The sequence below is a fragment of the Siminovitchia acidinfaciens genome, from assembly GCF_003605385.1.
Classification (GTDB): domain Bacteria; phylum Bacillota; class Bacilli; order Bacillales; family Bacillaceae_C; genus Siminovitchia; species Siminovitchia acidinfaciens.
The window spans coordinates 221,005-242,502 of the sequence record NZ_QYTV02000003.1; the positions used below are offsets into that span (position 1 = coordinate 221,005).

Below are 21,498 nucleotides of genomic sequence, written 5' to 3' on the forward strand. Positions count from 1 at the left end.
GGGAAGTGTCAAGGGTGAAGTACTTTAAAGCATTTAATAATTTGAAAACGGCAACCAAAATACTGTCGGTTTTTATCCTCGTTGCGATACTGCAAATTGGCATCAATTTTTTCGGGCTGTCCAATATGGGCAAGCTGAACGATAGTATGGGAGAAATGTACAACGACAGAATTAAACGGATTGAAATCATGTCGGATAATAAGCTGCTGCTTCAGGAATTGAGAATCAAATGGCGAGATGTGTACATAGCTGATTCAAGTGAAGAGCTAATGGTATCTGTAAACAAAATAAGGTCGCAGATAGAGCAAAATATAGAAGTATACAGCAAAAGCTCCTTGTCAAATGAACAAAAAAGGGTGTTGGAAGAATTTGAGCCTGCGTTCGTGGCATTCAATAATGCTTACGATGAATCTATCAGAGCGATTGTCGATGAAAAAGCAGATTATAAAAGTTATATTGGCGGTGACTTATTAAATTATCAAAATAAGTTGATCGGAATCGTCAATCAATTGGCGGAAATGGAATCAGCCAGTGCAGGAGAAACATATAAAGCTTCGGAAGCCGCTTATCATTCTACACAGCTTATTGCCATTTCCGTTATCATTATTGTTTTGATTTTTAGCATTGGAATGGGGATTTTGATTTCAAGGGCCATTTCCCGTCCGCTAAACGAGGTAGTCGGACTTGTAGAAAAAGTGGCAGACGGGGATTTGACGAAAACGGCAGATATACATTCAAAAGATGAAGTGGGCATGTTGGCTCAATCCGTCAATACTATGGTGCTAAATTTAAGGGCGACGGTCCAAAACATTTTAAGTGCAGCTGAAAATCTATCGGCTTCCTCCGAGCAGGTATCCGCAAGTACGGAAGAGATAGCGAGCGCAAGTTCCAATCAGGCGAACGCCGCCCAAACGATGAATGAACTGTTCAGGGAATTGTCCGATGCGATCAATGCTGTCGCACAAAATACCGAGCAGGCAGCGGAACTTGCGAACAAGACGATACAAATTGCGCAGGATGGTGAAAAAGTGGTCCTGTCTTCCGTGGATGGAGCTAATGTTGTAAGTGAGCAGATGTCCCAATTGGAGAAAGATTCCAATAGAATCGGAGAAATCATCGAAGTGATCGACGATATAGCGGATCAAACGAATCTTTTGGCGCTCAATGCAGCCATTGAAGCAGCCCGGGCGGGAGAACAAGGGCGTGGATTTGCCGTTGTGGCAGACGAGGTACGAAAATTGGCGGAACGCAGCGGAGAAGCGACGAAACAGATTACAACAATCATCAAGGGCATGCAGGAAAACACGGCGCTCAGTGTCAAATCCGTTCAGGAAGGACTTGCTTTTACACAGCAATCGGGCGAAGCTTTTGAAAATATTATTCATATGGTGAATGATACAGGAAACAAAGTGACGGAAATTGCTGGAGCCAGCGAGGAGCAGGCGGCCCAGTCGACAGAAGTACTTACGTTCATTGAAAGCATTTCCGCTGCGACCGAGGAAGCGACAGCAAGCAGTGAGGAAACTGCATCAACCGCTCAGTCGCTCACTGATCTAGCAGAGGAATTGAATGCATCGGTAGCTGCTTTTAAAATAAATTGATTGAGAGATAGAATTTCACCCCCCAATGGAACGATTGGGGGTGAATTGTAAACAGTGAAAAACTATAAGAAGGTGAAATGGATGAGCGTTGTTAGTCAGGAACAATACGTTGCAATTGGTATCGGAACGGAAAAATATGCAATCAGAATACATGATATTGAAGAGATCATACGAATGCAGGATATTACGAAAATACCGAATGTCCAGGCTCATATAAAAGGAGTCATTAACCTGAGAGGAAGGATTATTCCAGTCGTCAGCCTGCGTCATCGTTTCGGATTGAATGAGGACGAGTATACAAAAGACACTCGGATTGTTGTTGTCAAATATGCAGATGAGATGATTGGGATCGTTGTAGACAGCGTCAGCCAGGTGACGATGTTCAGTGAGATTCAGCAGCCCCCTGAGACGTTAGGAGATTCAAAAGGGTCATTCTTCTCCGGTATAGGAAAAGTGGATGATGAACTTGTCAGCATATTAAACTTGGATAAAGTGCTCCAACAATAGGATGTGGATAAAATATGGATACATTTGATTTAAGCGAGTTTTTGGGTATTTTCATAGATGAAGTGGATGAACAACTGGATATTATTGACCAGGAGATACTTGTTCTTGAACAAGAAGGGGAATCGCCGGAAGTCATTCAGAGGCTTTTTAGAGCGGCACATACATTAAAAGGTTCTTCAGCTACTATGGGCTTTGAGGATATGACGAAGCTAACTCATGAAATGGAGCATTTGCTGGATCATGTCCGCAACAACAAATTGTCTGTCACTCCTGATCTAATCAATCTTTTATTCAAATGTTTGGACGGGTTGAAGCAGTTGAAAGATGAAATCGTATCAGGCGAAGAAGAAAGGACTGATATTACTCCGCTGATTGAAGAAGTGGAGAACTTTTCAGCCGGAAAACCGCCGTTACAAGTCGAGGAAAAAGACACCTCTACTCTTTCTTCAGCTATTAACCAAGAAGAAATTGAATCTTTCGAGGGACAGGGCCTACATATTTATGAGCTTGCCATACATATTGCAGCAGAATGTGAAATGAAGTCAATCCGTGCGTTTTTAATAAAAAATCAGCTTGAGTCGCTCGGAGCAGAGATCATTCAATCAGTTCCTAACTTTGACAACCCGGAAAATGACGAAGAGGATTATGAAAAAATCCAATTTCTCCTTGCCTCTCAACAAGGCGAGTCGGAAATTACAGAGACCGTGAAAACCATGATGGATGTCGATGAAGTTGTAGTTTCCACATTGGGTCAGGAGGCTGTCAATGAAACAGCATCCGCGGTTGAGGTGGAAGAAGAGCTAGAAAAATCAGCTGAATCAGCTCTAACGGAAAAAGAACCTAAACCGATGGCTGTCCATCCTGAAGTCAAGCAGGCTGCTTCAAAATCCACGAAAAAAAAGCCGGCCCAAAGTAAGCAGCAGGCACAAACAATCAGGGTAGATGTGGACCGTTTGGAACATCTTATGAATCTGGTAGGAGAATTGGTCATTGACCAGACAAGGATCAGCCAGGTAAGTGGTTTGCTTCATAATCGTTATACCGAAGATGATACAGTTGATGACCTGGTACAAGTATCCGATCATGTTGCCCGCGTTATCGGGGAGCTGCAGGAAAGTGTCATGAAAGTTCGGATGCTGCCAATTAGACAGCTGTTCAGCAGATTTCCGAGAATGGTCCGTGATCTTGCGCAGAATTTGGATAAGGACATAGACCTCGTCATTGAAGGGCAAGAAACGGAATTGGACCGTACGGTTATAGAAAAAATCGGAGATCCATTGATTCATCTGATTAGAAATGCCGTTGACCATGGGCTTGAATCAAAAGCAGACCGTATCGCAGCAAATAAGTCGGAAAAAGGCGTCTTGCGCATTACGGCAAGCCATGAGGAGAACCAGGTTGTCATTACCGTGGGTGATGACGGTGCAGGTATCGATCCTGAAAAAATGAAGGCGTCGGCAGTGAAAAAGGGTGTCATCAGTGCCGAGGAAGCTGAAAAGCTTACTGACGACGAAGCTGCGTACCTCATTTTCCGCCCTGGTTTTTCAACCGCTAAAGAAGTGAGTGACGTATCAGGACGGGGAGTCGGGATGGACATCGTACGAAGTCACATTGAAAGCTTGAACGGAATTATAGAGCTGAATACGGAGCTGGGAAAAGGTACAACTTTTAAAATTAAACTTCCATTGACATTGGCTATCATTACAGGCCTAATCATCAGATTGGCAGACAGGACATTTATTTTGCCTATGAGCAATGTTGTTGAAATTGTCCGCATCCACCCTGATACAATCCAAACAATCAAAGGCAAATCAATTGTTGTTGTCAGGGAGCAGGTGCTGCCAGTCGTATGGCTCCATGATCTGTTACAAATCCAGCGCACAGACCCGGGAGACCGGCAGCTGCCGGTTGTTATCGTAGCTGTAGGTGAAAAAAGAATTGCATTGATTGTGGATGAACTGCAAGGAAACCAGGAAATAGTCGTAAAATCCCTAGGGAAATATATAGGGAAAATAAACGGAGTATCAGGTGCAACCATTTTGGGAGACGGCCGCGTGGAATTGATTTTAGAAGTGGCTGGCATCAATAGAATGCTCAATAATGTTTAAAATTCATAGATTGGAAGTGGAAATAAATGAAAATATTAATTGTTGATGATGCTGCGTTTATGCGCATGACTTTACGAAAAATGTTGGAGGAGTTTGGTCATGAGGTGATCGGTGAAGCTGTTGATGGCAATGATGCTGTAGAAAAATATAAAGAATTGAAGCCTGATTTGGTGACAATGGATATAACAATGCCGAACAAAGACGGAATAACGGCCACAAAAGAAATCAAACAATACGACCCGAACGCTAAAGTGCTCATTTCTTCAGCAATGGGGCAGGAATCAATGGTAAAAGAAGCGATTATCGCTGGCGCATTGGACTTTATTGTTAAGCCCATCAATCCGCAAAGGATGATGAATGCGATAGCCAAAATCGGCAAGAGCTGAAGCTGGTCCAAACACGATGGGAGAAGGATGACCAACGTCGTCCTTCTTTATTACAGGAACATGGAGTTGAAGGACATGAAAGTGATAGATATAGATCCTTTTTTGCAGTCTTCCGCATTTGTCTTTGAGCAGTTTCAAATTACCTGTAAAAATGAAAATAAGGAATATGAGTCCAATTCAGATGCCGATGTATTAACAATGATCGGGCTAACCGGAGATATAAGGGGACAGGTCCTGATCCGATTCCCCGTACAGACAGGCATGAAGATTGCCTCTGCCATGATGGGCGGCATAGAAGTCTCTCACTTGGACCAAATGGTACAAAGCGCATTATTGGAACTGACCAACATGATTTGCGGAAATGCTTTGACTATATACACACAGCGGGGGTTCGCTTTGAATATCACCCCACCTACTTTGCTTGTAGGAAAGTCTATTGAAGTGTCCGGAGCCGAAGTTAATACATTATCCGCCATATTGACTATTGATCATACAGAAACAGCTGAAATAAGCGTGATGTTTGAAAAGTAAAAAAGCCGAAGGTGAAGCAATGCTTGAAGTAATAGACAAAAATCAAGATTATGATTTTTTCATTCAGAGAATAAAAAGAAAAACAAACATAGATCTGAACTCATATAAAGAAGACCAGATGAAGCGTCGATTGGAAGCTTTGAAAAACAGAAAAGGCTTCCGCACATTTGATGATTTCTATAAAGCAATGATGCAGGATGAAATGCTGTATGAAGAATTTTTAAATCATATGACGATTAACGTCACAGAGTTTTTCCGGAATCCTTCCCGTTGGGAAGTTCTAGAAAAGAAAATCATCCCTGAATTATTAAAGAATAAACAACGGATCAAATGCTGGAGCGCTGCCTGCTCAACAGGGGAAGAACCATACAGCATGGCTATGCTGCTATCTTCATTCATGGACTGGAAAGATATTCGGGTTTTGGCGACAGACATCAATCAAAAGGTCATCAATCAAGCGAAGTCAGGCGAGTATAAAGAAACCACGCTAAAAAATCTTTCGCCTCTGTATCGGGATAAATTTTTTACTGATATGGGCGGCCACTACCTGATTTCCGATAAGTTGAGAAAAAGCGTTCAATTTAAACAGCAAAATTTGCTGTCAGATCCTTTTGAACAGGGCTTTGACTTAATCTTCTGCCGCAATGTTCTTATCTATTTTACAGATGAGGCAAAAGACCTTCTGTTTCAAAAGTTCAGCAAGGCACTAAATAAAGGCGGATACCTTTTCGTTGGCGGCTCTGAGCAAATCTTTCAGCCACAGAGGTACCAGTTGAAAGAGGCGGATACATTCTTTTACAAAAAGATGTAGGAGAGATTGTTATGTTGAAAATTAAGGTACTTATCGTTGACGATTCCATCTTCATGCGAAAACTTATTTCGGATTTCGTATCTAAAGATGATCGTTTGCAAGTGGTTGGAACAGCGAAAAACGGCTTGGAGGCCATTAAGCTGACAGGGGAATTGAAGCCTGATGTGATCACGATGGATGTGGAAATGCCTGAGATGGATGGGTTGACGGCACTTAGGCATATTATGCACAAGTTTCCGACTCCTGTCCTCATGGTCAGCTCGTTGACCGAAAAAGGAGCCTTTGAAACAATCAAAGCACTGCAGCTCGGAGCCGTTGATTTCATTCAAAAGCCGTCCGGGTCTGTGTCATTGGATCTGTTTCGTGTAAGAGAAGAATTGCTTGCGAAAATCAAGGCGGTTTCCAAGGCACGTCTGTCCAAAACAGTAGAGCCAGTTTCGAAAGAAACTGTTCAGACAATAGCAAGGCCGGTTATTCCAAGAGCAGTAAAACCGCAAACAGTAAAAAAAGGTTTCGAGCAATTATTTGCGATTGGAACATCAACCGGGGGGCCGAAAGCGCTGGAAACGGTAATTACGGGACTGCCGGATGATTTTAATAATCCTGTGCTCGTAGTGCAGCATATGCCGCCAAAATTTACAGAATATCTGGCGAAAAGATTAGATGGCATATCAAAAGTGAATGTTGTTGAGGCCCAGAATAATCAAGTCATTAGTGGCGGAACCGTTTATATTGCTCCAGGCGATTACCATATGGAAGTCCGTCAAAGGGGCACCGAATACCGTATTTCATTAACTAAAGAACCGCAGCGGAATGGCCATCGACCATCTGTTGATGTTTTATACGACTCCGTGAGTAAACTTACTAGATTGAAACGTCATTATATCATTATGACAGGGATGGGAGGAGACGGAGCCGCGGGAATGCAGAAAGCTAAGGAAGGTGGAGCGGCTACTACGACGATCGCCGAGTCGGAAGAGACATGCATCGTTTATGGAATGCCTAAAACAGCTGTCAATCTGGGCTGTGTCGATCATGTCCTTCCACTGCAGCGCATTTCATCCAAGATAATCGAGTTATCACAGAAGACCCGTTGATATTTATGCTACTCTCGGTAATTGCCGGGAGTATAAATTTATCGTAAATTTTCACACTTTTATTTTTGTTTGGAATTGGCAGTTTTATATTCCGGCAGCACTATAAAGAAGCTTTTCAAAGGGGGAATGGATAAATGAAGTTTTTTTCGAAGTTCTTAAATTTGAAAACAAGCGTGAAACTACTAGCAGCATTTATCCTCATTGCATTAATACAAATAGGCGGCGGATTTTTTTCGGTATACAATATGGGGAAACTAAATGAAAACACTGAAAATATGTATGATGAAAGTTTGCAGCCAATTCAATATTTGAATGAAACAAGATATCTTTTCCAAGAATTAAAGGTAAACTGGCGTGATATTTTTATCAGCGTATCTAGCAAAGAAAGGACGAAGCTTTTGCAGGATATTAAAGAAGCCAGAAGTGAAATCAACAAAAATATCGAATTGTACAGCAAAACTTCACTTAATAAAGAACAGAAAGAATTGATGGAGAGATTTGCCACCGAATTAGAGCAATACAATAGGGAGTACGACCGATCTATTGATGTCATCATTAATAACGATACTAAATATTTTAATCAGATGAATTTGAATAAACTTCAAATTGAATTGGGAATCATCCTCAATAAATTGATTGAAATCAACGTCGAAGAAGCGGAAAAAGAGAATAGTGATTCCGGAAATACATATACGATGGTGAAAAATATCACTTTGTTCAACATTACGCTGACTTTCATCCTATGTATCGTTTTTGGGATTCTTATTTCAAGAGTCATTGCCAGACCGCTCAACCAAGTCGTTGGGCTGGTACAGAAGGTGGCTGATGGCGATTTGACAGAAACAACTGATATTCGGACAACGGATGAAATCGGGATATTGGCACAGTCTGTTAATCGGATGATTGCCAATTTAAGAGGCATGATTCAAAACATCATTCATGCAGCTGAGAATCTGTCAGCATCTTCGGAGCAAGTGTCTGCCAGCACCGGAGAAATTGCCAGTGCGAGTGCAAATCAGGCAAATGCTGCCCAAACAATGAATGAACTTTTCAGGGAATTATCAGAAGCGATTAATGGAGTTGCTAAAAATACAGAGCATGCTGCCAAGCTGGCAAATGAAACAATCGAGATTGCACAAAATGGGGAAAAAGTAGTCCAATCCTCCGTGGATGGTGCAAACCTGGTCAGTGATCAAATGTCACTCTTGGAACTGGATTCGAACAGGATTGGAGAAATTATTGAAGTCATTGATGACATTGCAGACCAAACGAACCTATTGGCCTTGAACGCTGCGATTGAAGCGGCTCGTGCCGGTGAGCAAGGCAGAGGATTTGCTGTAGTAGCCGACGAAGTCCGAAAACTTGCTGAACGAAGCGGGGATGCGACAAAACAGATCACTTCAATTATCAAAGAAATGCAGGAGAATACAGCACTAAGTGTAAAGGCGGTTCAGGAAGGTCTCGCTCATACAAAAAAATCTGGCGAAGCTTTTGAGCATATCATTCAAATGGTCAATGATACAGGTCACAAAGTTACGGAAATTGCGGGAACTAGCGAGGAACAGGCGGCGCAATCTGCTGAGGTTCTTACCTTTATCGAAAGCATTTCTGCTGCAACGGAAGAAGCAACTGCAAGCAGTGAGCAAACCGCTTCCACCGCACAGGCCCTGACAGAATTGGCGGAGGAATTGAATGCATCTGTAGCAAATTTTAAGCTGAACGAGTGAAATCAACTATTTGGTAGTCCTTAGCCTTATAATGGGTTAAGGATTTTTTTATGAAAAAGTTTATTTTTGCAGTGTTTCCTCTTTCTCAAACGACTTTATTATGAAACGGGGGAAAGGATATTGACAAATATAACCAGTCTAGTAAAAAAAGCAAAGAAAGGGAATGACAGAGCATTTGAACAATTAATAGGTTCTATGCGCGAAAAGCTCTATCGTACGGCTTACGCTTATGTCCGAAATGAACAGGATGCCCTTGATATTTATCAAGAAGCAATTTATAAGGCTTACACCTCAATACATAAGTTGCGAAAGCCGGAAAGTTTTCCTAGTTGGATAACAAAGATCCTGGTATTTCAGGCAATAGATTTCATACGGAAAGAATCAAAACAATTTCCAACAGATGATGAAAAAGTATTTGACGGTCTAATTACGGAAGAAAGTATCAAATCAATTACCCATTCAATGGATTTAACCGAAGCTTTCAAATTTCTCAATCCGACTTATAAAACTATTATTTTATTGAGGTATTATCACGAACTGTCAATCAAGGAAATCGCAGAGATGATGAATTGTCCAGAGGGAACAGTCAGTTCAAATTTAAGCAGAGCAAAAAAACAGCTTAGGCCCATTTTGAAGGAGGGATATATTTATGAATAATAAAGAGCTTCACGAATATATCATCGATGAAATAGATGTCCCAGTGGATAAACTGATGGCAAGGGAAAAGGCAGCTATGCTCCAAGCCAAGAGAAGGAGAATTACGGACAGGACAGTAAAACGCTCTTTATTAGCGGCTTGCGGTTTATGTCTGACCATATTAGGATCTGGATTTTTTTCGAGCGGGGCAGCTAAAGCTCTATCCAAGGTTCCAGTTATTGGTCCTATTTACGAGCAGTTTAGCGACATTGCCTCGGAAAAAATTCAAAATGATCAATTGGCTTCGGTAATTGACAAACAGGATAGCCGTAATGGGTTAACTATGACAGTGAAGGATGCGGCATATGATGGAGGAAGATTAATCGTAACGGTTGCCTATGAGGGTGAAAAACAGGTGTCGCTAGAGGAAGAGACAGTAGGCTTTACAAATATCACTATCAATGGAAGGGAAGTCGAAGCGGCCATCGGTTCATCAGGACAGGATATGATCACCCCTTCCATGATTATTGAGCACCATCAATTTACTTTAACAAATTACGATGAATTTGGGGATCATATTGATGTATCTGTCCAGGGAGAAAATTTATTCGGGCTTAAAGGCAAATGGAAAGTGGATTTTCCGCTTGAAAAAATTAAGGGCGATATTCATGAGTTTTATCCAGAGGTAAAAGGGCAGACCAAAGACAACAAATATACCTTGGCAACGGATAAGATAACTTTTTCTGAGCTTTCTACGAGAATCGACTTAACATTGGATTACCCGGTAGAGATGGATAAAAATGATACATGGCCCTGGTTCGATTACATTGTTATTGATGACAAAGGAAATATATACGATAGATTGAAACTTCAGGTAGGAATAGCAGGGGAATATGGCCGCAAGGTTGTTCTGGTCCTTCCACCTATGGATAAAGTGCCGAAATCCCTAACAATCAAGACCATTGATAACACCTTAACAGATGATGTAGAGAATAGAGATGAAATAGAGGGGTTGGAATTGTTCGTTCCGTTAATTCCAAAATGAATTTGGGATCCGGAGAGGCAGAAAAATCAGATCCTTTTATCAAAGAGTATGAAAGGCTTGCTGCAAAAAGCAAGTCTTTCTTTCATTCTTTTGATAAAATAGATTTGATTGCTTAACTCAAATAAATAGATGAAAGAGTTGAAGAGGATGGAGACACTGAAGATAGCTGTCATTCCCGGAGATGGAATTGGACCAGAGGTTATCGACGAGGGAATCAAAGTCTTGGAAAAAGCCGCAAAGTTGAGCGGAAGGATTCAATTCGAATTTACCCACTTTCCATGGGGCTGTGAGTATTATCTTGAGCATGGCAGGATGATGGACGAAGACGGCATTGACCAATTAAGGAAGTTTGATGCAATTTATTTGGGTGCTGTCGGTTATCCTGGAGTTCCGGACCATATTTCCCTTTGGGATTTACTGTTGCGTATCCGAAAAGAGTTTGATCAATATGTGAATATCAGACCCATTCAACTTTTAAATGGAGCGCCATGTCCTTTAATAGATGGAAGCAAAGAAAAAATAGATATGTTATTTATCCGCGAGAACAGCGAAGGGGAATATTCCGGTGCCGGAGACTGGCTTTTTAAAGGAAAGCCCGAAGAAGTCGTCCTGCAGACAGGTGTTTTTTCCAGAAAGGGAACAGAACGGATCATCCGTTACGCATTTGAAACAGCAAAGGAAGCCGGAAAATCGGTGACAAGCATAAGTAAAGCAAACGCGCTTAACTATTCCATGGTCTTTTGGGATGAAGTGTTTGAAAAAGTCAGCAAAGAGTATCCAGAGATCGAGACTCATTCATATCTCGTAGATGCGGCTGCCATGCATATGATCACGGATCCGGAGCGATTTGAAGTGGTAGTCACGTCCAATTTATTCGGGGATATTTTAACTGATGTAGGGGCAGCGCTAGCAGGCGGGATTGGGCTTGCAGCAGGTGCGAATATCAATCCGGAAAGGGAATATCCCTCCATGTTCGAACCGGTCCACGGCTCGGCTCCGGACATTGCAGGTAAAGGCATTGCCAATCCATTGGCAACAGTCTGGTCAGCCAGTCAAATGTTTGACTTTTTCGGCTATAGTGATATTGGTGAAAAACTTCTGCAAGCGATTGAAAGACTTCTTGAAGAGAATGAAGTACTTACCCCCGACTTGGGCGGTACTGCTTCCACTTCAGAAGTAGGGGATAGGATTACAGAAATACTAAATGATCTTTTTTAAGAGAAAAAGGAGAGAGGATTTTCATGTCAAAAGCAGAGAAACAACAACTATTTAAAGAGGCGCTTGGGAATTATCCAACAGGGGTTACGATTGTGACAGCGACTACAGAAGATGGTACACCAGTAGGTCTTACTGTGAATTCATTTGCTTCGGTATCACTTGATCCCTTGCTCATTCTTTGGTCCATTGATCACCGTGTGTCTTCAAAAGAAGCTTTTATAAATGGTGAAAAGTTTGCAGTACATATTTTGGCTGCCGATCAAGTGGAGCTTTGCAAAACATTTGCCACTCCAAATGTCGACCGGTTCAGTAAGTGCAACTGGAACATGTCAGAGCACAATATTCCAATTATCGATGGAGCTTTTGCCGTCCTTCAATGCAAATTGCATCAAGCGGTTGAGGCTGGTGACCATACAATTTTAATTGGAGAAGTTCTTGATATTGATATCGAGAAGCGCGATCCAATGTTATATCACCGTAGAAACTTCGGTTCGATTCCAGCGCAATTTTACACAGATATCGATGACAAAAGCTGACGGGTTTTATTAGATAATTCCTGGGTTAAACAATTAAGAACAATAGTGTGATTAATGTCAGTCTCTATTGTAGGAACGCTGATCCATTTAAAGAAAGGATGAAACCATATGGACGTCTTTTTTATTACAGGGGCTTCAAGAGGGATCGGTTTGGCTATGAGCAAGGAGCTTATTAAGGAAAATAACCTCCTTGTTTGTACAGCACGTTTAAAGAATGAGGAGCTTGTGGAGCTTGCAAAGAAAAATGAGTGCAAGCTTGTGTTCCTTGAATTTGATTTATTCGAAACTTCCAGGCTGGAAGAACTGATGGATGCCATGATTTCATTGATTCCGGACTTTCCAAGCTCGATTACGCTTGTCAACAATGCTGGTGTCATTGAGCCGATTGGCCATACGGAAGACAATTCTCCGGCTGCTATTGAAAAAAGCATAGCAATCAACTTAACGGCACCGATGATCTTGACGTCTGCTTTTATCAAAAAACTGAAGGATAAGCATGTGCCAAAACGAGTTGTCAATATTTCTTCCGGTGCGGGCCGCCATGCCTATCCTGGATGGAGCAGTTATTGTGCGGGAAAGGCAGGGCTTGACCATTATTCAACTGCAGTCGCTTTAGAGCAGAAAAAAGAGCCTTTTGGTGTAAAAATAGTTTCGGTTGCACCGGGTATTATTGACACTGATATGCAAAAGGAAATACGGGCCACCGAAAAACAGAAATTTGACCTGGTAGACCAGTTTATCGAATATAAGGATAAGGGACTGCTCAGCACTCCTGAAGAAACAGCTGGTAAGCTTGCACGCCTGATACAGAGTGACAGCTTTAGCGCAATGGATGTTTTGCTGGATTTGCGCAACGTTGAATAACCTTTTATTGTGATCACCCTAATGGTTATAGAAAAAATCGCCGCATTTTTACATGCAGGCGATTTTTTATTGACTAAACTTTTTCTCATAATTGGAGATTGCAAGCAATGGAAAAATATAGCGGTAACTATGGTAATGGATGTAAAATGATCCTCCCATCCCTTGACCGACGGGATAGTCCTTCGTCCAATCCTCTTTATCGTATAATTGAAGCAAATATTCGACGCCCGCTTTGATTTCTGATGTCGGCTGCTTTTCCGCAGCGATCAGTGCATCCAATGCCCAGGCTGTTTGGGTCACGTGGCTTTTTCCGAGTGGAACGTACTTATTTTCAATGTCGCTTCTGCATGATTCTCCCCAACCGCCATCTTTGTTTTGGATTGTTTTCAGCCAGGTGACGGCCTTGCGGATGCAATTTTGTTCACGATCCATTCCTGCCGCCATTAACCCGGTGACTGCTGCCCACGTTCCGTATATAAAACAAATTCCCCAGCGACCATACCATGAGCCATCCTTTTTCTGATTTGAAATGAGCCAATTAATCCCGTCTTTTATTTTCCCGTTCTTTTTCGGCATGTTCGTATAGTTTCCCAGGAATTCAAGTGTCCTGCCGGTCAAGTCGGCGCTGCTTGCGTCCGAAACCAAAAATCTTGCCCGGTCCATTGGGAATAGATTCATGATCTTTTTATCGACATTTTTTTCAAAGGCCGGCCAGCCGCCATCATTATTCTGCATGGAAAGAACCCAATTTGCACCCCTGTCCCAGGATGAGCGCAATGCAGAATCCTCCGTGACCAATGGGGAAAAGGCCCGTAACGCCGCTGTTGTATCATCAACGTCTGGATTGAACGTATTCACATCAGAGAATCCCCAGCCGCCAGGTAAGGCACTGGGATTGTGTATGACCCAGTCACCGTATTTAAAATGCTGCCTTTCCAACAAGTATTCGTTCGCTGCAAGGATCGTTGGGTCTGTTGGTTGAACGCCGGCATTTTGCAAGGTAAACGATATTAAGGCCGTATTCCACACATTTGCTGTCGTATATTGTATATGGGGGTGCCCCTTGATAGTACATTCCATTGCTTTAAGGCCATCAACTGCTTTTAGAATAATCGGATCGTCTTTCTTGTGCCCTAGGGACATCAGTGCAAAAATCATGAGGAAGGTGGCGCTGAAATAGTTGTAAAATGTTCCGTCCGGTTCCAAATGGTTGAGCATGTAGCGCTTAGCGCGCTCGATGGCAAGTGAACGTATTTGCTGTGGCGCCATCAGGATGCTTTTGATCCCATGTTGAATAGTGTTGAAGATATTGTCGAATTCACGTTTTTCATTTGCCGAAAAAAACTCATGCGTCCTTGAAAGGAAGAGATTGGAAAGATCCGGACTGTTCTTAGTTTTTAATTGATACTTTTTTGCTGCCAAAATCATGATCGGCGTGAGATTAGCCCTGCCAAATACGGAAAAGTCGTAAAAATTGAAAGGGAATGAAAGGGGAAGAAGTATCAGTTCCACTGGAAGCGGGAAAAAGTGTGGCCACTTGTATTGGCCTGTCAATGCAAGCATGACCTTTGTGAATAGTTCTGCTTTTTCAATTCCGCCTTTTTTTAAAATAAAACTTTTAGCCAAGCGCATCCGAGAGTCAGACTTTGAATAAAGGCCCGAATAAAGAAGTGCATAGTAAGCCTCCACCGTATAAGACAGATTGCCGTTGCTTTCATCGTAATAAAGCTTCCAGGCACCATTTTTCTCCTGCTTGCTTAAAATTCGTTCAGTTAGTCCTCGGATTAAATGTTCATCATTTATTTCCAATGATCTTAATAAAATGATCATATAGGCATCCGTTTTGACGCCTGTATCAAAGGGGTAATCCCATGATCCATCAGCGCTCTGATCGCCTTTCAATGTCTCGATGATTTTGCTGGCCGGTTCTCCGGTATTATATGACATACCTAATCATCTCCCTGACAACTAGTTACCTCTCATGTTTATTCAGAAAAAATGAAAGAATTCTTGGCGGGGGTGAGGAAAGATTTTCTTTTGCACTAAGAAGAAAAAAACAGTACCGCTTTCCCGCCGACTTCTTGATATCAAAGGAAAATTGACGAAAAGTCTATACAGTGCCCAGACTTATGATTTTGATGATTTGTCATGTGAGGAGAGAACCATTGTAGGACATATCAAGCAAACAACGGGACTGTTAAACGTGAACAATGTATCCAGGACAAAAGCGTATCTTGATTTTTACCGGCAGTACCCGGAAATCCACTGGGCATTTTTAGGGCATGCCGTGTCAAGAAACGGTGGTTGGAATATGACTGACTTAAAAGGGGATCTGTTATCGAGACTGATGAATGAAAAGAAGCAGGAGGAGTTTTTTGAATTTCTGGAGCGGGGCAATTGGTTGATTTTTCAGGATGCATATCCTCAGTTTTTGCTTTATGGGGAGAGTATAAGACGTAAACGCGGCTTGTTTCACTTGCTGCCGCATTTTGGTATATCAAAGTTTATGGAGGTGATATGGGAAGATTTTTGGTATAGAAGGGATTCATATATATTGGCTATGGCCCAAGTTGTCAATGAACAAAGCTACCTGGAAGCAAGAATGATTCAGAACCCTTTTTATATGGAGAAGGTTCTTCATACTCTTGAATTCGTTTTACAAGATTTGCTTTCATTCAATCAAATATTATTTCCCTCATTAAAAAAAGGTAGGAAAACTGTCCTGACAGGTATGACGATTCATCAATTTGGTTCTCTACATGAGCGCATCATTCTGGGCAGGAGATTGTACCATTTATTGTTCAGTGATCGACAGCGGCATCAGGATATTTTGATTTGGTGCATGATCCAGCCGCATTCAGGGTCCAGGAAAGATTATTGGCCGCAAATATTTAACGATGTCAACGAAGGATTACCCGGACCGTTGCAAATTCGGAGACTAAGGAACTGCCGCTTGATCAGGAATTCTCCTAGATTGTACAGTCCGAGGCTTGAATATGCCTGGCCTAATATGAAACACAGACCAGCAGAACCCGGAGATTGGTTTGATGACTGCAGTGTTGTGCGTTATTTAATAGAAAATGATGAACCGGTTGATGGAAAGATAACAGGTGATTACTGTGAAACACTTCAAAACCTTGAGCTCGCAGCACTTGCAAAAAAAACGGTGTTCATATGAACAACCGCTGTATTTTCCCGCTATCATTTTTGCTACGCTTCTAGGGACGTATTTGGATCTTTATTTTACGGGAATAGGCATGTATTCTTTTCCGAACCGGCCTTTTGGGGATGTTTTCTCGATTCATATCATTTTTAATCTTGTTGCACTTCCTATTTTCACCTGGATATTTTTGTACACGGCACGGCTGATGGCCCGCCAAGAAAGATTATTGTTTGTTCTATTCCTTAGTATGGCAGGACCGCTGCTTGAAATTATCTCCGAGTCGCAAGGCTTTTTTGTTCATTCTGCTGAATGGAGGCATTGGTACTCATTTTTTGGTTATTTCTTTTTTTTATTAGCTGTGTGGTTAGTATTTAAACGGACGAATGGGCAGCGAAGTAAGAGCACGATTTAAAAATCGGCTTTGTGAATCTTCGTTGTTATCACCCAAGGAAAATCAAAAGTAAAGGGAGTGGGGCAGATGATTCAAAATCCCGGGGGATTCTGGAGGAGACTGCTTGGAATTCTGTTGGATGCAATTGTTATTGGTATTCCGCTGGGTATAATAGCTTATATCCTTACAGGTGAAACGGAAGGAAACGCATTTACAAATCTCCTAAGCTTTTTATATTATTTAATACTTCCTGTGGCATGGATGGGTTATACGGTTGGAAAAAGAATTGTCGGCGTCCGCATTGTGAAAGTGAATGGAGAGAAGGTTGGAATTGGAACGATGTTTCTCAGAACTTTTGTAGCAGGAATTGTTTATGCAGTTACAATTGGGATTGCTTTGATTGTCAGTGCATTTATGGTTGGCCTACGCGAGGACAAAAGAGCTATTCATGATTTGATCGCCGGCACATACGTAACAACGGACAAACCGGAACAGAGCTTGGAAACGTAAACGCATTCAAAAGCCCTTTCCTGTGATACAATGAAAAGAATATAGAAGTGGATAACGGGCGGGGGATCTGATGAAAAAGTGGCATTTATATTTTCTGATTATCATGGTAATGGTGGTTTGGGGCTTCAATGTCACTGCCATTAAAATAATCGTAAGCAATTTTGCGCCAGTAACGATTACATCTTTGCGAATATTCGTTGCGTTCCTTATGCTTGCACCAATGCTTTTTTATCGAAGTGAGATTAAAAAACTGGCAAGAAAGGATATATTGTTCATTGGGTTGGTGGCCTTGTTCGGCGTCCTGGGCCACCATTTTTTTCTTTCCGTAGGACTTAGTCTTACGAGTGCCGCCAATGGCGGCTTGATTCTCGGCTCAGTCCCTATCGTTACAACTGTCGCGGCGGCTCTTTTTCTTGGGGACCGGTTGACTGCTTTCCGTGTAATGGGACTAGTTTTTGGGTTCTCGGGTGTCGCATTGATCATGCTGATGCAACCGGGTGCTTCCTTCAGCTTTGCAATCGGTGATATTTTCATGTTTTGTGCCGTTTTATCACAGGCCATCAGCTTTATTTTGATCAACAAAATGTCCAATACTGCAGGAACACAGGCAGTGACAGGCCTTTCCCTCATGATGGGATCGGGAATGCTTTTTACGGTAAGCCTTGCTATGGAGCCTTCAGGGTTGGCCACATTAAAAACCGGCAATCTGACAGCCTGGCTTGTGTTTTTCGCTTCCGGAATTATAGCAACAGCATTTGGCCATCTCATATATAACCATGCCATTCAGCAAATCGGCGCTGGACAGGCGTCTCTATTTTTGAACTTATCGCCTTTTTTCTCGCTGGTCGGAGCTTTTTTATTTTTGGGGGAAAAAATATATACTTTTCAGTGGTTTGGTTTTTTCTTTATCGTAATTGGTGTCGTGCTGGGGACGGGATTTTTGGAGCACCGGAGCGCAATTCGTCCGAAAAAATCAGCATGACTGGAAATCAACCTATTTATCAAACTATTTTATAAGAGGCGGAGGAAGCTGATTTTAGGCTCTCATCGCCTTTACTTTTTGCAAAAATTTGATATTCTTTTAGTAATTAACTAACGAGAGGGGGATACAAGTGAAAATAGATTATAACCACCCAATCCCGCTGCATATCCAATTGAAAGATCTTATTGAGCGGCAAATTGGCGATGGAGTTTTTTCGGAACAAATTCCAAGCGAACGGCAGTTCATGGAAAAGTACAACGTTAGCCGAAGCACGGTTCGGGAAGCGATAAACCTGTTGGTTAGGGAAGGAATACTGGAAAAGCGCCACGGAAAAGGTACGTTCGTTTCCTTGAAGCCCATTCACGACTGGCTGGGCCATTTGAGCAGCACGACTGAAGTTATAAGGGATATGGGAATGAAGCCAGGTGCCAAACTGATCACACATCATAAGACAACACCAGATCCTTATATTCAAGGGCTGACAGGATTCAGGGAAGCCTATTTTATTAAAAGAGTCCGCTACGCAGATGATATTGCAATCGGTGTGGAACGTCATTATTTCCCGATGGAAATCGGACAGGAATTGGCCAAATACGATCTTGACAATGCAACATTATACGACCTTGTTCAGAATGAGTTGGGAATCCAGTTTGCAGAAGCGGACCAGTCAATCTCCTGCGGGCCATTATTGGAAGAGGACCAAGGGCTTCTGGACATCCCTACGGATACCTGTGTGATGACTGTAAGACGGATGATCAAAAATGAAGCAGGCCAGATCATTGAATTGGAAACCGCCTTTTATCGAAGTGATATGTACACTTTTAAAGTGAACCTATCTAGGAAATTTGGCTAGAAGGGCCAATTATTAATGATTCCTATACATTCATTAACGAATCCTATAAATGAAATAGAAATAACAAATGTCTGAATAAAGGAAATACATTGAAATATAAAACTTAATCATTTATACTGAAATCAATTCCGGCATAACTGGTCCGGACGTCATAATGTCATAATAAGATAAAAAAATAAATGAAATGGAGGTACATCATGAAAACTGAAGTCGAAATGAAACAAGGACCGCAAACAAAAGAAAGTCATTTATGGAATGCGATCACCCGCTACAATCCAAAGACAGAACCCACTGTGGCGGTTTCCGGGGAAGGATCCTGGTTTACTGATGAAAAGGGCAATCGTTATCTAGACGGAGTTTCCGGATTGTGGTGCTTGAACTTGGGGCATGGGCAGCAGGAGATTGTCGATGCAGCGGCGGAACAAATGAAAACACTTTCATATTTTCCGTTGACGATGAACCATCGGCCCGCAGTCCAGCTTGCTGGAAAAATCAGCGAACTGCTAGGTGCCGACTATCAAGTGTTCTTTTCAAACAGCGGTTCTGAAGCAAATGAAACCGCATTTAAAATTATTAGACAATATCATAATCAGACGGGCAATCCTGGAAAATATAAAGTAATTTCCCGTTACAGGGCATATCACGGTGCCACATTGGGAGCTTTAAGTGCAACAGCGCAGGCCAACCGCCGTGTGAAATACGATCCAGGAGTTCCAGGTTTCCTGCATGTTCAGCCTCCATATAGCTACCGGTCCTTATTTGAAGGAACACCTGAGGAAACTGATTTAAAGGCAGCTGATCTTTTGGAAAGCACAATCCAGCATGAAGGGGAAGAGTCAGTAGCAGCATTCATCATGGAGCCGTTCATTTCCGGTGGGGGTGTCATCATCCCATCAGTAAAATACATTCAGCGGGTTCAGGAAATATGTAAAAAATACAATGTTCTGCTCGTAATGGATGAAGTTGTATCCGGTTACGGAAGAACCGGAGAAATGTTCGGATTCCAGCATGCTGACGGTGTTCAGCCCGACATTGTCACAATGGCGAAAGGATTGACCAGCGGCTACTTGCCACTTGGAGCAACAGCAGTGAAGTCGGAAATCTATGAAGTATTTAAAGAACAGGGCAAAGACTCCCACTTCCGGCATGTATCTACATACGGAGGCCATCCGGCTGCCTGTGCCGTGGCGTTGAAAAATATCGAAATAATCGAAAGAGAGAATATTGTCGGACGGGTGAAAGAGCTTGGCGAATCCAAACTGGGCCGTCTGCACCAATTAAGCGACCATAAATATGTAGGAGAAGTAAGGCAGGCCGGCTTCCTGATGGGCATTGAAATGGTGGCTGATAAAGTGACGAAAGAGCCGCTTGATGATGAAAAGTTAGGGAGCATTTTGGCAGAATGCAAGAAGCGAGGCTTGATTATCGGCAGAAATGGTGATACTGTCCCAGGCTTGAATAATGTGATCATTATCGCGCCGCCGTTAACAAGCACCGAAGAGGATTTGGATTTTGTAGTGGAGACAGTAGAATCAGTGATTCGCAGTCTTTAATAAAATCCCCTTACTATTGCTCGGGAGGGAATCAAAGTGGACTATGAAAGATTGAAGACATTTATTGCAGTTGCTGAAAAGAAGAGCTTTTCCGAGGCAGCTAAAATACTGTTTGTCACGCAGCCAACAATCTCGGCGCAAATCAAGGCGCTTGAAGAGGAACTAGGAACAAAGTTGTTTGAACGGACAACAAAAAAGGTGGAAATGACTCAGTCTGCAGCAATTTTATTGAAATATGCGAAGAAAATCATCCATCTGAGTGACTCGGCCCATAAAGAAATTTTGAAATTTGAAGACAGCATGTATGGTGACTTGAAAATCGGCTGTAGTTTCACAATTGGAGAATATGTCCTTCCCGAGTTTTTGAAAATTTTCAAGGAAGATTACCCACTCGTACAAATGAGCGCAGATATCACAAATTCAAACAATATTGTTTCCAACATCAAAGATCAATTTATTGATATGGGTTTAATTGAAACCCCGATTGAAGATACACAAATTGTTGTGGAGCCTTTTATGGAAGATGAACTGATTTTAATAGCTGCACCGGGCTTTTTCCCCGATAATGAAATCACAATTTCGGCAGAGCGCTTAAAGGAAACTCCGTTAATCGTGAGGGAAAAGGGGTCTGGGACCCGTGCTGTTGTGAATCAGTATTTGAATCAGGCGGGCATATCGGAAGATGATTTGAATATTATTATGGAGCTGGGAAGTACCGAAGCGATTAAATCCGCAGTTTCATCCAAGCTGGGAGTTTCAATTATATCGAAAAGCGCCATAAAAAAAGAGCTGCAGCTCAAGCTGTTGAAAGCTTACCCGATTAAGGATATATCGTTTTACAGATATTTCTATATAGCATTCAGAAAAGATCAGGTGTTAAAAGAGACAACGGAATTATTCATTGATCATTTGAAAAGCATCACGGTAAAGAATGAAAAGGGAGTTTCTTAACTGCATCTAGCAACAAACGTTGTTGATG

At 42.1% G+C, this 21,498-nt stretch carries 21 protein-coding genes; 20 read left to right on the forward strand and 1 reads right to left on the reverse strand.

The features are described from left to right. Positions 1-14: 14 nt before the first annotated feature. From D4T97_RS08440 to D4T97_RS08500, 13 genes are all read left to right on the forward strand, one after another. Positions 15-1,601, forward strand: a complete 1,587-nt coding sequence (locus D4T97_RS08440) for a methyl-accepting chemotaxis protein (protein ID WP_126049613.1) — start codon at positions 15-17, stop codon at positions 1,599-1,601. A gap of 81 nt (positions 1,602-1,682) precedes the next feature. Beyond that, positions 1,683-2,108, forward strand: coding sequence for a chemotaxis protein CheW (locus tag D4T97_RS08445; RefSeq protein ID WP_126049615.1), 426 nt, complete (start codon positions 1,683-1,685; stop codon positions 2,106-2,108). Positions 2,109-2,122: 14 nt separating this feature from the next. Next, positions 2,123-4,216: a chemotaxis protein CheA gene (locus D4T97_RS08450; RefSeq protein WP_126049617.1), complete on the forward strand. Its 2,094-nt coding sequence runs from the start codon at positions 2,123-2,125 to the stop codon at positions 4,214-4,216. Between the two features lie 26 nt (positions 4,217-4,242). Next, complete coding sequence (locus D4T97_RS08455; protein ID WP_126049619.1) at positions 4,243-4,602, forward strand: response regulator; 360 nt, start codon at positions 4,243-4,245, stop codon at positions 4,600-4,602. Positions 4,603-4,677: 75 nt separating this feature from the next. Further along, complete coding sequence (locus D4T97_RS08460; protein ID WP_164525513.1) at positions 4,678-5,133, forward strand: chemotaxis protein CheX; 456 nt, start codon at positions 4,678-4,680, stop codon at positions 5,131-5,133. A 19-nt stretch (positions 5,134-5,152) separates the two neighbouring features. Then, positions 5,153-5,944, forward strand: a complete 792-nt coding sequence (locus D4T97_RS08465) for a CheR family methyltransferase (protein ID WP_126050240.1) — start codon at positions 5,153-5,155, stop codon at positions 5,942-5,944. An 11-nt stretch (positions 5,945-5,955) separates the two neighbouring features. Next, complete coding sequence (locus D4T97_RS08470) at positions 5,956-7,041, forward strand: protein-glutamate methylesterase/protein-glutamine glutaminase (RefSeq protein WP_126049623.1); 1,086 nt, start codon at positions 5,956-5,958, stop codon at positions 7,039-7,041. A 134-nt stretch (positions 7,042-7,175) separates the two neighbouring features. After that, positions 7,176-8,768: a methyl-accepting chemotaxis protein gene (locus tag D4T97_RS08475; RefSeq protein WP_126049625.1), complete on the forward strand. Its 1,593-nt coding sequence runs from the start codon at positions 7,176-7,178 to the stop codon at positions 8,766-8,768. A gap of 117 nt (positions 8,769-8,885) precedes the next feature. Then, positions 8,886-9,425, forward strand: coding sequence for a sigma-70 family RNA polymerase sigma factor (locus D4T97_RS08480; protein ID WP_126050243.1), 540 nt, complete (start codon positions 8,886-8,888; stop codon positions 9,423-9,425). Further along, a complete protein-coding gene (locus D4T97_RS08485) occupies positions 9,418-10,449 on the forward strand; it encodes a DUF4179 domain-containing protein (protein ID WP_126049627.1) in 1,032 nt (343 codons plus the stop codon). Before D4T97_RS08480 ends, D4T97_RS08485 begins: the two co-directional genes overlap by 8 nt. 147 nt (positions 10,450-10,596) lie before the next feature. After that, positions 10,597-11,667, forward strand: coding sequence for a tartrate dehydrogenase (locus D4T97_RS08490; protein WP_126049629.1), 1,071 nt, complete (start codon positions 10,597-10,599; stop codon positions 11,665-11,667). Positions 11,668-11,690: 23 nt separating this feature from the next. Continuing rightward, positions 11,691-12,203, forward strand: a complete 513-nt coding sequence (locus D4T97_RS08495; protein ID WP_126049631.1) for a flavin reductase family protein — start codon at positions 11,691-11,693, stop codon at positions 12,201-12,203. A gap of 108 nt (positions 12,204-12,311) precedes the next feature. Then, positions 12,312-13,067 carry a (S)-benzoin forming benzil reductase gene (locus tag D4T97_RS08500; RefSeq protein WP_126049633.1) on the forward strand — a complete coding sequence of 252 codons (756 nt, stop codon included), beginning with the start codon at positions 12,312-12,314 and terminating at the stop codon, positions 13,065-13,067. Positions 13,068-13,133: 66 nt separating this feature from the next. On the opposite strand, the gene shc is transcribed toward D4T97_RS08500, so the two are convergent. After that, the gene (gene shc / locus D4T97_RS08505) at positions 13,134-15,014 is read right to left on the reverse strand and encodes a squalene--hopene cyclase (protein WP_126049635.1); all 1,881 of its coding nucleotides are present in this window, start codon (positions 15,012-15,014) and stop codon (positions 13,134-13,136) included. Between the two features lie 151 nt (positions 15,015-15,165). Between shc and D4T97_RS08510 the strand changes: the two genes are divergently transcribed. The 7 genes from D4T97_RS08510 to D4T97_RS08540 all read left to right on the forward strand — a co-directional run bounded on the left by D4T97_RS08510 (position 15,166) and on the right by D4T97_RS08540 (position 21,470). Further along, positions 15,166-16,245 carry a DUF2515 family protein gene (locus D4T97_RS08510; RefSeq protein WP_235872193.1) on the forward strand — a complete coding sequence of 360 codons (1,080 nt, stop codon included), beginning with the start codon at positions 15,166-15,168 and terminating at the stop codon, positions 16,243-16,245. After that, positions 16,187-16,642, forward strand: a complete 456-nt coding sequence (locus D4T97_RS20965; protein WP_328588766.1) for a CBO0543 family protein — start codon at positions 16,187-16,189, stop codon at positions 16,640-16,642. The genes D4T97_RS08510 and D4T97_RS20965 overlap by 59 nt, the downstream gene beginning before the upstream one ends. Positions 16,643-16,708: 66 nt before the next feature. Beyond that, a complete protein-coding gene (locus D4T97_RS08520; protein ID WP_126049639.1) occupies positions 16,709-17,131 on the forward strand; it encodes an RDD family protein in 423 nt (140 codons plus the stop codon). A 70-nt stretch (positions 17,132-17,201) separates the two neighbouring features. Continuing rightward, a complete protein-coding gene (locus tag D4T97_RS08525; RefSeq protein WP_126049641.1) occupies positions 17,202-18,113 on the forward strand; it encodes a DMT family transporter in 912 nt (303 codons plus the stop codon). Between the two features lie 130 nt (positions 18,114-18,243). After that, complete coding sequence (locus D4T97_RS08530; RefSeq protein ID WP_164525514.1) at positions 18,244-18,966, forward strand: GntR family transcriptional regulator; 723 nt, start codon at positions 18,244-18,246, stop codon at positions 18,964-18,966. Between the two features lie 197 nt (positions 18,967-19,163). Next, the gene (locus D4T97_RS08535; protein ID WP_126049645.1) at positions 19,164-20,519 is read left to right on the forward strand and encodes an aminotransferase; all 1,356 of its coding nucleotides are present in this window, start codon (positions 19,164-19,166) and stop codon (positions 20,517-20,519) included. Positions 20,520-20,555: 36 nt separating this feature from the next. Then, entirely contained in the window at positions 20,556-21,470 is a 915-nt protein-coding gene (locus D4T97_RS08540; protein WP_126049647.1) for a selenium metabolism-associated LysR family transcriptional regulator, read from the forward strand. Positions 21,471-21,498: the final 28 nt, after the last annotated feature.